This window comes from Thiorhodococcus drewsii AZ1 (genome assembly GCF_000224065.1).
Classification (GTDB): Bacteria; Pseudomonadota; Gammaproteobacteria; order Chromatiales; family Chromatiaceae; genus Imhoffiella; species Imhoffiella drewsii.
Map to the genome: position 1 here is coordinate 172903 of NZ_AFWT01000007.1, position 11795 is coordinate 184697.

At 49.4% G+C, this 11795-nt stretch carries 12 protein-coding genes and 1 pseudogene; 9 read left to right on the top strand and 4 right to left on the bottom strand.

What is annotated here, in order from left to right; translation table 11 throughout:
• Nucleotides 1-44 precede the first annotated feature (44 nt).
• The 8 genes from THIDRDRAFT_RS06705 to THIDRDRAFT_RS06725 all read left to right on the top strand — a co-directional run bounded on the left by THIDRDRAFT_RS06705 (nt 45) and on the right by THIDRDRAFT_RS06725 (nt 9523).
• Nucleotides 45-1250, top strand: coding sequence for a serine/threonine protein kinase (locus tag THIDRDRAFT_RS06705; protein WP_007040060.1), 1206 nt, complete (start codon nt 45-47; stop codon nt 1248-1250).
• Between the two features lie 741 nt (nt 1251-1991).
• Complete coding sequence (locus tag THIDRDRAFT_RS06710; RefSeq protein ID WP_007040061.1) at nt 1992-2837, top strand: hypothetical protein; 846 nt, start codon at nt 1992-1994, stop codon at nt 2835-2837.
• Nucleotides 2838-2962: 125 nt separating this feature from the next.
• Nucleotides 2963-3712 carry a hypothetical protein gene (locus tag THIDRDRAFT_RS24440; protein WP_245535789.1) on the top strand — a complete coding sequence of 250 codons (750 nt, stop codon included), beginning with the start codon at nt 2963-2965 and terminating at the stop codon, nt 3710-3712.
• Between the two features lie 101 nt (nt 3713-3813).
• Complete coding sequence (locus tag THIDRDRAFT_RS06715; protein ID WP_040844105.1) at nt 3814-4176, top strand: hypothetical protein; 363 nt, start codon at nt 3814-3816, stop codon at nt 4174-4176.
• A gap of 120 nt (nt 4177-4296) precedes the next feature.
• Nucleotides 4297-5007: a hypothetical protein gene (locus THIDRDRAFT_RS25495; RefSeq protein ID WP_007040063.1), complete on the top strand. Its 711-nt coding sequence runs from the start codon at nt 4297-4299 to the stop codon at nt 5005-5007.
• A gap of 115 nt (nt 5008-5122) precedes the next feature.
• A complete protein-coding gene (locus THIDRDRAFT_RS06720) occupies nt 5123-6349 on the top strand; it encodes an IS91 family transposase (RefSeq protein WP_425358430.1) in 1227 nt (408 codons plus the stop codon).
• Between the two features lie 69 nt (nt 6350-6418).
• Nucleotides 6419-7069: a hypothetical protein gene (locus THIDRDRAFT_RS25500; RefSeq protein ID WP_007040065.1), complete on the top strand. Its 651-nt coding sequence runs from the start codon at nt 6419-6421 to the stop codon at nt 7067-7069.
• Nucleotides 7070-7681: 612 nt separating this feature from the next.
• Nucleotides 7682-9523, top strand: coding sequence for an InlB B-repeat-containing protein (locus THIDRDRAFT_RS06725; RefSeq protein WP_007040066.1), 1842 nt, complete (start codon nt 7682-7684; stop codon nt 9521-9523).
• 115 nt (nt 9524-9638) lie between these two features.
• On the opposite strand, the gene THIDRDRAFT_RS25505 is transcribed toward THIDRDRAFT_RS06725, so the two are convergent.
• The 4 genes and pseudogenes from THIDRDRAFT_RS25505 to THIDRDRAFT_RS24455 all read right to left on the bottom strand — a co-directional run bounded on the left by THIDRDRAFT_RS25505 (nt 9639) and on the right by THIDRDRAFT_RS24455 (nt 11509).
• Nucleotides 9639-10490, bottom strand: a complete 852-nt coding sequence (locus THIDRDRAFT_RS25505; RefSeq protein WP_159105395.1) for a hypothetical protein — start codon at nt 10488-10490, stop codon at nt 9639-9641.
• Between the two features lie 53 nt (nt 10491-10543).
• Nucleotides 10544-10873 (bottom strand): annotated as a pseudogene (locus THIDRDRAFT_RS24450) (integrase core domain-containing protein); the annotation flags it as partial.
• Between the two features lie 133 nt (nt 10874-11006).
• Nucleotides 11007-11261, bottom strand: coding sequence for a Txe/YoeB family addiction module toxin (locus THIDRDRAFT_RS06730; RefSeq protein ID WP_007040069.1), 255 nt, complete (start codon nt 11259-11261; stop codon nt 11007-11009).
• Nucleotides 11258-11509 (bottom strand): type II toxin-antitoxin system Phd/YefM family antitoxin, encoded by a 252-nt coding sequence (locus THIDRDRAFT_RS24455; protein ID WP_083827444.1) that lies wholly within the window; start codon nt 11507-11509, stop codon nt 11258-11260. The genes THIDRDRAFT_RS06730 and THIDRDRAFT_RS24455 overlap by 4 nt, the downstream gene beginning before the upstream one ends.
• Before the next feature lie 123 nt (nt 11510-11632).
• On the opposite strand from THIDRDRAFT_RS24455, the gene THIDRDRAFT_RS06735 reads away from it, so the two are divergent.
• Nucleotides 11633-11795, top strand: a 163-nt coding sequence (locus THIDRDRAFT_RS06735; RefSeq protein WP_007040070.1) for an IS3 family transposase, incomplete at its 3' end; no start/stop codon positions are given.

Here is an 11795-nt window from a genome sequence, read left to right on the forward strand (position 1 = left end):
GGCTCAGATAATCATGGTTGGGCAAATAAGGCTTAGTACGACGAATGGATGAACAGTACAGAGAGAATCTAGGTCTGCCTGGAGATTCGAAGTTCGAGGGCATCGGTTTCGACATTCCGGTCGGAGCGGTCAACGATTTCTTTGATCTTCTTGAGAAAATCGCTGGTGGTTCGAAGAGACGAATCGAGTCTTTTCAAATTTCCTTTAATGGAGTTGGACAGAGTTCAGACTATGGTTGGGCAACCAGCGATTTGCAGCAGAACATGCGAGAACGTTCCAACGACGCAGCTTTTTTCATGGATTCTCTTTGGCTTGCGCTCCGAACATCTGAAAATAGCGGGGCTCAGGTGCCGCCGTATTCCACACTCAACAAGATTCTTCAAAAACATCAGGTGCCTTTAAGCGTTTCGGAAGAAGGAAACTTAGAGCAAACGAATATCGACACGCTTATTGTCGCTGATGATGACCAAGGAAGTAATTCCGAAGAGAATATACAGAGGTTGCAAATTGGTGACAAACTAGGACAGGGAGGGTACGGAGTTGTTTTTAAAGCAACAAGATCAACAAGCGTTTCAAAGTTCGAGTTCGCAGTCAAACTTCTTGATCCGAGTCCGTTTGTTTCTGATAGGTCCAAGGCATTAAAGCGATTTCAGCGTGAAGTAAAGGCAATCCAAGCATTAGATCACAGGGCTATTATTCAATATGTGGAGGCTGGAGTAACAAGCCAAGACAAGCCCTATCTATTGATGCCGCTTATTCGGGGCTTGGACATCAGGACTAGGTGTGGGCAGGCTGGTGCAGATCTAATTGTTCAGTTATTTGCTGAGGTTCTAACGGGCTTGTCGTATGCTCATGCGAGCAGCGTTATACATCGTGACCTTAAACCGTCAAATATTTTAGTACGCACCACCGATACGCAGCCGGTAATTTTGGATTTTGGTTCGGCCTATCTTCTTGATCACCTGAGTTCTGCCAGTCTAACAACAGCCGTGGTCGGGACAATAGGCTATATTCCATCCGAGGTACTTGCAGACCCAAAGAAAAGAAGTGCGCTTCAAGACATTTATGCTTGCGGTGTAATGTTGTACGAGGCTGTATGCGGGCGTAGGCCCGACCCAGCGAACTACTTGGATGTTGGTGAATCACGTCCGGAACTTCGCTGGATCGATCCGATAATTAAGGATGCGATCGCCGGGGAGAAGAATAGAATGACGACGGCGAAAGAGTTTGCAGAACGCCTTAGAACCTAGAGTTGAACGTTATCCCATGAGCTAAGGGAACAGTTTGCTTAATTGTAGGAATTTACCGATAACAAAATGAAATTGCCCAACAAATGGATACAGCCGACCGCCCAAAGCGCGGCAGCGCTTTGGGCGGTCGGCTGATCCAAACGTTGGGTGTACGGAGTATGAGCGTGAGACTCTTGCAACTGGTTTCGATACTTCTTCTTTGCGGCGGATGTACCGAGGAACAGACTGCTCGGTAAGTTCTCGCTGGCGTTTGGGCTGAGAGCAGCAACGACCAGCTAGCGTGCAGGCAAGAGAACACACATTTTCAGCTTGAATTAAGCGACGACGAAAGGACACTAACCTTTCATCTTGATCGCACGGCGCAGATTGCTACGGGACGTGAAGTGGAGGACTATTCCGCGACCGTTATCAATCTTACCGATCATACCTTTACTATTCAATACAACGCAGATGCCGGCGAACTCCCTCAGAACCATCCAGAAACTTGGCAGCTGATCTTCATTGCCCCGGGTATATTTCGCTGGCGTGCGGCAGATTCACCTGCAGGCGTGGTGAACAATGTCGTAGGAATCCGATGCACAAAATGACACTTGACGCCAGTCGAAGAGCGGGTGCAACTCAGCCAGCTCCGGTATGTTCTGCTTGTATATGGAACTGCTGCGTTGCGCGCGAAAAGCAAATCTGATCTGTTTAGATCCTGGCGCGCAGGAAATATATAGCCACGAGAAGGGGATCGAGAGAATGCTACGAAGTACTGCAACATTTCTAGTTTCCTTGTCATTAGCTGGATGCCTACTTACCACCACTAAGAACTCCGCTCCGGTAAATCTTCCGCAGGCTCAGAAGCTGTCTTCCCTGGAGGATTTTGGTGACCAAGGTGGAATGCTTATTATCGGGGTGGTCGACAAAGGCTGGTTCGGGAACGTGCGAGTTCCGAACGTGCGAAAGGTTGTCGACAAGGAGGAGACGAGGTTGAAAGTCGGTGATTTTGTGGAGCGCTCCATTACCGGCAAACGTATTACTCCTGAGCTAGAGCTTGGGGCTCTATACTACATCCCCGAAGCATACAATTCCCCGAATACGTCTGCCAAGATTATACAGAAGTTATGTGCGACAGTTGATGGTCACAATTTAGATGACGTTCTAATAGCTGACGAGCCTTCTGGGATTACAAGCGAGCGAAGGAAGCTCGTCCTTGATGGATCGCTCGATGTGGAATTTCTTAAGTTCGTAGGAATTACGGCACGAAGTGGGGCGAAATATCTGTTCGAATTGGAGTTGAAGAAGCCGCGTAAGAGGGAAATCTTCGTGGACGATGCAGAAGAAATGCGGCGACTTATCGCAAACGGTCCGATATGCAGGAAAGAATACCTGCCAATGGTATCGACCGAGAGAGTGTTTCAACTTGTCGCCGCATATTATGGAGAGCTGACTATTAAGCAAGCGTATGAACTGGAAGGCGTTGTAGGTGCACCAAAGCTCAAAGCCCAGCTAAACATAGGCTCGGAGAATGAAAGAATTCAACTCGTTTACTTCAAGATTTTTCCATTTCCTGTAACCACGTTAAACAGCTCCGGAAGCACTTGACCTAGTTTCTACACAACCATCGGTGCTATCGATATACATAAATGGCCCAACAAGCGCATTCGCACCGACGCTCACTGCGTTCGCGCCGGTGATGCGTGACGTTATGCGTATGCGTAGCAGAATTCGTGCTTCATTTTGAAATTGTAGAGGTATTTATGAATTGCTTAATACGTATTCCTGCATTAATGATGACGCTAATCATTTTTTCAGCGCCAATTTTTGCGGAAGAATTTGGCGGTGTTGAATTCCCTGGAGGGGCAAGTTCATTTGCAGACGAGGTAATTGAATATTTACCTAGTAACAATGTTGCTTCTCCTTATGACGATCCAAATAGTGCGTTAGGTATACCAGATTCAGATGACGTTGCATTAGGTGATGAAGGTGTATTGACTTTGAAGTTTGCGGACAATTCTTTAACTACATCCGGCGATTATAGTCCTGACTTATGGATATTTGAAATTGGCGGTGCTGTTGAGCCTACTGATGTATATGTCAAGCAAGAGGGAGGAGAATGGATTTATGTGGGTAGTACTGCAGGTGGCGTTTATGGAATAGATATTGATTACTACATTGGGGGAGGAATTATTGAAGGAGAAAGATATTCGTACGTTAAATTGATTGACCTATTACCTAACCAATCTAGCTATCCATACGAAGGTGCTGATATTGATGCCGTAGGCGCTATAAGCTCGATTGAATCTACCAAAAAGCCTGAGATTAAAGTTAATAACGGTTATTTTAATCTCTCTGTTACAGGCGGTTACAACCCTCCTGAAGCTGATTGTGCGGCTTCAAATGATTATGGGCGCATGGTGTTTGATGAAGTTAATCAGCTTTTGTATATATGCTCTCCGGCAGGCTGGGTCTTAAAGTAAATGCGCATAACGAGTGCCTCCAGCCGACCGCCCAAAGTGCCGCTCGCGCCACTTTAGGCGGCGTCTGAGGCTGGCGTTATGTTGGAGAATAGAAGAACAACATGGATCCTTGGGCTAGAGCAGAAAAAGAGCTAGAAGAATGGGTGAGTGTTCTTAATGGTGCAATCGGGGTGTTGAGCTTTACAATTGCTACGACTGCAATAACAAGTAGCTATCCGGAAGAAATTGCCTCGATAGCATTTGTGTTTATGACCTTGTGGGGATTCAGTAAAGGTAAGCCGTTCCGCAAGCCCATTCAACGGCATACGAGACATAGCGGGGTATTGGCTACTGATCTTGTTCTATTTGGCGGCTCGTACATCTTTATCCTCGGCTATTCTTCGCTTGCGCTAGTGGCATTTGGCTTTATCGAAGCAGCGGATCTGCAGGGTTTGTCATTTGCAAACTTGTTTTTCGGAACATAACACTTGCCTCAGCGCCGACCCAATACTGCGCATCAAATTCAGCGCAGGACTTCAAGGTCGTGCCAGCGCAGTATTGGGCCGACTAGGCAACACGTTAGCCCCTAATAAGAGGATGGCGCGATGAAAAAAACTTGTAACTTCATTGCTTTAATTGCTGGATTATTCTCCAGCTTTTCCGCGTTATCATTTCCTATTGCAGAACAAGTAACCGAAGGGTTTAAAGTTATTGTAAACACAAATTCAAATATTATCGCCACATACCAGGGAAATAGTGCGACATGTAGTAATGATCTATATCTTATGCTAAAGGAGAATGGAACCCCCGGCGATGACGGAGATTTTTCGAACGATTTATTTATATTCAACAATCACGGATCCCAACTTGGAAGCCAAGTTAATCTTGGTCAGTTCCCAGTCGGTACAGAGCTAATATTCAGAATTTTTGTCAATTCGAGTAGCTCTCTATATTGCAACGGCGATAGTTTTTATACTGGGCCCTCTGGGAGAAATCCAGATGATCATACGCATGCCAGGGTCCAAAATGATTGGCAGCCAAACGAAGCACTTGTGAGTTTCGAGGACCTGTATGACGGCATTCCCGACGGTTTTGATTACAATGATCTAAGTTTTTCTTTTGCAAATGTTGAGGGTGAAAGAGTGGAAAAACCCGAAATTGCCATTAAAGGCGGATATTTTAACTTTTCTACTTTATCGGGAAACCTACCAGAAAACCAAGATTGCCAACTTGAGAGAGATTACGGTAGAGCGATGTTTGATGAATTGAACGGCATTCTATACATTTGTGGTCCGTTTGGTTGGATTTCGAAGTAACGCAAGATCGTAGAGGCTAATCATGGTTGAACAAATAAAAGGAAAAACGGCGGTAAGCATAGGTCTGGTGCGGACATGTGACCAATGAACCAGGAATGAAATGGTGATGGCTGCGATGGAAGCGACAGTACAAGGCATCTTCATATATGGGTTTGAATCCTATCAGAAAACGCATGGCCTGAGCGTCGATCAACGACGCGCCGCGCAGGCCATCATGCTGTGCCAAAGTGAAGCGCTCGGCTATGAAGAATGGATCTTTTTGAATGACAAACATACGGAACAGCAGAATCACTCCTGTCGTCATCGCAGTTGCCCGCGCTGTCATGGTGCCCTGACGCATGACTGGTTGGAGCGCACTCAGGCACAGCTGCTTCCCTGCGACCACTTTCATGTCATCTTCACGCTGCCTCATGAGCTCAATGCGCTGTGGCAATACAACCGCGAATGGAGCAGTGATCACCTGTTCAAGGCCTCCGCAGAAACACTGAAAGAGCTGCTGGCCGATACGCGCTATCTGGGGGCTGAAGTGGGTCTGCTCAGTGCATTGCACACCTGGGGGCGGACCTTGAGCTCACATCCCCATGTGCATGTCCTCGTCACGGGCGGGGGGCTCCAGGGTGAATCGTGGCGTCCGGCCAAGAAGGACTACCTGGTTCCCGTCGGGGTTATCAAGGCCAAATTTCGCGGCAAATGGCTCACCTGGCTCAATCACGCCTACGCCGCCGGTGCGCTCACCTTGCCACCGGACTGGACCCTGGAGCGCTGGAGACAGATCCTGCGAACGATCGCGCGCAAGGACTGGAATGTCCGCATCCAGGGCGCCTATCGTCATGGTCATGGAGTCGCGAACTACCTCTCGCGCTACCTGCGGGGTGGTCCCATTAAAGATCACCGCATCGTGTCGGCCTCGTCCGAGCGCGTGACCTTTCGCTACCGCGATCATCACGACAATCACGAGAAGACCCTGGCGCTCACCCAAGAGCAGTTCCTATCCCGCGTGCTCTGGCACGTGCCGGTCAAAGGCCAGCACAGCGTGCGCTACTACGGCCTCTACAGCACGGGCGCCGCCCACAAGCGCCAAGAGGTCAGAGACCAGCTCGGCTTGCCCGAGCAGGAACCGCCGGCCACCGAACCTCAATCCCGTCAGTGCCCTTACTGCGGGCACCCCTTATTTCATCGGGTCAGCGTCCGCCGTCAAATTTCCTATCTAAGGAATACGGCCTGTTCCAACCTCGGTGGCACTGTTCAACAAGGAGTTCAAGCCGCCCCATTGACGCAGGAGCGGCCAGCCCAAAGCCAAAGCACGGAGCGGATTTTTTTGGCCCTGCCAGGGGCGGCTTAACTCAACGGTTAGGCACATCAACGCCCGGTGCCTAGCCAATTTCTTCAACAGGGCGTGGAGATAAATGCGATGAAATTTGGGGCGTTATGTTACTTAGAATGTAAACTAAAGACAATACTGCCTGGATTATTGGCCAGCTATTTTTTGATGTATGGGGGGGTTTCATTGGCTGTGGAAGATACTTGTGAGCCAGAGCCAACCGATCAAACTCTACGTTATGGAGATTATGTGATTTGCACGACCTATCCAGCACTTGAGTCTGATTATTATCGCGTTTACCTTCAGGAGGGAGATAAATTTCGTATAGAAGCCACTCAACTTACAGGCAGTTTTAGTATCTTTTTGAAGGTTATAGCCCCCGATGGCACGGAAGTACTGGACTGGCTTGAGCGCGATACAACTGCGGTCTTTGAAAGTTCTGCCTCCACTACTGGGTTATATACTGCGATAGTTACTAACAACTATAACAGAGGCAATCAATATAGCTTCTCTTTGTCGTGTCTTGGAGGGCCTTGTCTTACAGATGTCATAGATCCACCAGAGATTTCTACAGGAGGCGGCATTACTATAGGAAAAGGATTTGTGGATTTAGATATTACAAATGGGTTACATCCAGATACCTCATACTGTAAAGATGACCATCATTATGGCCGATTGGTTGTTGATGAGGTAAATTCCATCCTTTATATCTGTACCCAAGCAGGATGGGATATTCATTAGTCAAAAATATCAAAACGGCTAAAAGGGTTAAATGAAAATTGAAAATGAGCCGGTTTGAAAACGTAAGCATCGCAAGCCTAACAAGCGCATCTAGCCGCCCACAATAAGCGCCGCTCGTTCCTCGCTCCGCTTATTGTGGGCGGCTGCTGCTTGTCGTTAAACGACTTACGTCCAAAACAATAGGAGGTCGTTATGGAAGAGGATGTTATTATCGCCTTTCTTCTTACTAATTTATTACCTCTTGCGGTAACCTCAATAGTATATGGAGAAACTTTATGGCTTGACTAAAATGAAGCTCATTTAGGGAGTCCAGATGAGGCTTATGGAGTATTATGTTCCATTGCTATAAGCTATTCGGTAGAGGTTGCTGGAAATACAAATATAGATGGCGCATCTAATCTTTGTAATCCTGAAAGCATATATGTCGGCGGTAATGTGGACGCTTCGCCAGATGCTGTTAGAGAGATCATAGGGCTTGGCGGATCCACTCAAGTAAGCACATTATAGCCACTACATTAATATTCTAGACGCATTTAAAACTAAAAGCATGGCAAGCTGTTAAATTGTAACCTTAAACCTGTTAAATGCGGATACCAAAAGCGGAGTTGTAAAATGAAACAACTAATTGTCAGTCTATTATTATTCACGGTTTCAGGGGTCGCTTACTCTGCGACTCCTTTTATCGATTATTACAATGTCAGTTCAAATTGGACATCAGGAATAGTTGGTGAAGGCGAACTGATCATCGATGAGGATGTTATCCTAACTCAGGATCAGAATATAGTTGGAAACATTCAGATCACAGTAGTTGCTGGTGGTCAATTAACGAATGATGCTTACCAACTTACGCTGAATGGAAATGAGCCCGCTGGTATCACCTATGACCTAGCGGCTTCAACAATCGGAAATGGAAGCATCACCAGTAATCCAGCTGGTATTGATTGCGGCACGACTTGCAGTGCACAGTTTAACGAAGGCACCAGTGTATCCCTTACAGCCACCCCTGACACTGCTTGGGAATTTAACGGCTGGAGTGGCGCATGCACGGGCACTGGCGCTTGTCGTCTGAGCATGACCGAAGATCAAAGCGTCTCCGCGACCTTCATCCAAGAGCCCGTCGGCATGCAATCACTGAGCGTTAGCGTCTCCGGTCCCGGCTCCGTCTCCAGCGCCCCGGCCGGCATCCTCTGCGGAGTTGACTGTCAGGAGGACTTCCCCGCCGGGACTCAAGTCACGCTGACCGCCTTGCCGAATCTTGGGGCCAGCTTTAGCGGCTGGAGCGGCGCCTGCAGCGTTACCAACGCGAGTTGTATCGTACCCATGGATCAGGCTCGCAACGTCCTGGCTCAGTTCACGGCCGTCTCGGCCGATGATCTGCCACTGGTCGTCAACATCGTCGGCGAGGGGCAAGTCCAAAGTAGCCCAGATGGTATCAACTGCACCGGACTCTGCCTGAGTCGTTTCGCCAACGGCACCGGTCTGACCCTGACCGCCACTGCGGCAGAGGGTTGGACATTCGCAGGCTGGGAAGGCGCCTGTGCTGGCACCTCCTCCACCTGCACCTTGAGCCTGACCAGCCCCAATACGGCCATCGCCACTTTCGAGCCCCAGACCGTTCAGGGCGAGGAAACGCTCGACGTGGTCGTGGTGGGTCTCGGCTCGGTCACCAGCACTCCTGGTGATATCAACTGCGGCACCGATTGCCAGGACAGCTACATCCAGGGCACCCGTGTCACGCTCACCGCCACGCCTGCCAGCGGCAGTAGCTTCATCGGTTGGGGTGGCGCCTGCATCGACAGCAGTACCACCGCTACCTGTACCCTGAGTATGGACGAGACTCTTCTAGCGGTTGCCGCCTTTGGCTCTTCAGCAACGCGCGGCGAGTCCACCGCCTGGAAAGTCGCGGAAATCTACATGGCCACCATGGGCTATGCCCCCGACAACGAAGGCTTGCAATACTGGGTCACCAACATCGACACCCTGCCGCAATGGACACCAGAAACCGTCGCCGGGAGCTTCTTCGACCAACCTCTGGTCCAATCTGTTTACCCGCCCGAGGCCGGCTATGGCTCTTTCATCGACGCCCTCTACCGCAACCTGTTCGGTCGCGGCGCCGATCAAGAAGGCTACACCTACTGGCTCCAGCAGCTCGAAACCGGACAGATCGCTCGTCAGCACATGATCATCGCTATGATTAACGGCGGTTGGGAGAATCCTAGCCCGGACGCCCTCTCAGACATGCAGCGTTTTGCCAATCGTATTGAGGTCGCCTTGGCTTTCGCCCGTTATCAGGCGGAGAACGGCATTGTCTACAGCCAAATGAGCGGAGCGAACCAGCAGTATTTGCGCGAAATCGGCAGCAACATCCTGCACGGAGTGACCACCAACGACAGCACCCGCGATGCCGCCATCAACAGCATCCCGATGCTGCTCGGGCCGTTCGCGAACGAATAAGGTGATCGTTCGAGTGAAGCGAGCTATGAGCTGAACCGTTATTGGACGAGCCCGGAATCTAACGGGCCAGAAAGTAACCATCCCCCGGCTCTGCCGGGGGATGGTTACTTCAATTCTACTTCTCTTGCCACCCAAACTTGTCACAAAGAAACAGCGCGTTGTTGGTTGGATCATATATCATTCTTCCATAGTGATCCGTAGCCGTGCAGTCCTCGTCAGGTGGAGAACGACCATCTATAACATCAAGTTTGATATAGCCGCCCTTAACGCTGATTTCGGGCTTTTTGCTGCTAGTATCTGGCAGTAATACGGTCCCATACTGTAGATGATCCACCTCCCAGTTGTTCTTTCCGGGCATTGAGATTCTAATTGCCGAAATACCGTTTATGTTAACAACTCCAATGAAACGATCCTCACTTGTCGTCCGTGAGATACTCGAATCACCAAGGGAGAAAGGGCCGAATACTCCCAAGGAGTTTCCGAATTGGTCGAATGCTTCGAATATAGTGTTTTCGCTTAAATCCGATGAGAGAGGTGTTCCACCATTGTTTCTGCCTACATCAGTCCAAACAATGCCGGCATGCGTAGGCAACGAGCCATCAAGCGCGCTAGCAGAAAAATCGAAGGTAAGACTACTGGTTTTGAAATCTGAAAAGAGGCTTCTAGTCGAGCCAGTTGCGAGCCCATCAATTGTCCCGTCATCTCCATCGACGGAATCACTATACGCAGTAGTAATATTGGTGCTTGCAAACTCACGCAAAGTTACACCAGGTGTATTTAGATTGCCGTCTTCAAAATTTTCTATATAGAAGTTCAGGAAAGTGGTATCGGAAAAGGGGCTAATCGAAGCGCCAGCAGATACGTCATCGAATGATAGATAAGGTGATGGCCCTAAGTAGTCCGCTGGCGCCATGTTAGAAATGATGGCGGAGGCGAGAAGACTAAGTGAAACGTTGCTCTTTCGCATCATCAAGGTTCCTATTCGCTTAGTTTGAGAAGGTTCGCCGATTACAGCATTGTTCAACGCTTAACATGCAATGGACGGCGCAGCCGCCCAGCCAAAGTTTCTAGATCTAGAATGTCAAGTCCCCTAAGATTATATACCCGTTTTTTGAATAGTTCTGGGCGCTTCTTGGCCCAATCCTTGAGGGTTTGAATCGGGGCGATGTGCCTGAGTGCTTTTTGCGGAATGTGTTGGTTGTAGACCTGGACGTAGCGGGTGATGGTTTGCTCCAGGCTCTGTGAAGAGTCGAACCGTGTGGTGGCCAGCACCTCGGCGATGCGCCCATTGAAACGCTCAACCGTGCCATTGGTCTGTGGGGTTCTGGGTTTGGTCAGGCGATGCTCGAGTCGGCCGATGCGAAAGGCCGAAGTGCTTGCGAATCACCTTCAACGTGTAGCCGCCGCAGGCGCGGTGGCCGTGGGGGACGGTTCTTGGCTTGCGCCTGACACCCTACCTCTTATTCTTTATGTGCAGACAGAATCAGTAGTGATGTCGAAGTTGAGCGATGAAAAGGGAGTTATCTTCGACTTTGTAAACAATGCGGTGTTCGTCGTTTGCGCGCCTCGACCAGTAGCCAGACAGCGCGTGCTTCAAAGGTTCCGGTTTGCCAATCCCTTCAAACGGGGAGCGCTGAATGTCTTGAGTGAGCAAATTGATCCGTTTCAGTAGCCTTTTGTCGGCGCATTGCCAATAGAGGTAATCGTCCCACGCGTTCTCTGCAAAAATCAGCTTCATTCACGGAGATTCCTCTCCGAGCTACCACCACTCTCAAGCTCGGCAATAGATTCCAGCAAGCGCCGTGCGTTTTTTGGGCTACGGATCAAATAAGCTGTTTCTTCAAGGGCTTGGTAATCATCAAGGGAAATTATAACTACCGAGCGGGAATTTTTCCGAGTAATAATCATCGGCGCATGGTCATCACATACTTTTTCCATCGTATCAGCCAACTTGCTGCGGGCTTCGGAGTACGTCATTGTGTTCATTGGCCTGGCCTTCTAATCGTAGTTGTACAATTAATTGCACGCCGATAGTCGGCGCATTAAAGTGGACCCTAAAAATCGGACAGTCATTTAAGTTGTCAGGCCGGCACGAAAGGGTTGATCACAATGGGTGAAGCAAAGCGCAAAACCTACGCCGCCGCGTTCAAAGCCAAAGTGGCCTTGGAGGCCATCCGTGGGGTGAAAACCGTCAACGAGATTGGCCAGGAGCACGGTGTGCACCCGGTTCAAGTTGGGCAATGGAAGAAGGAGATCTTGGAGCACGCCGGCA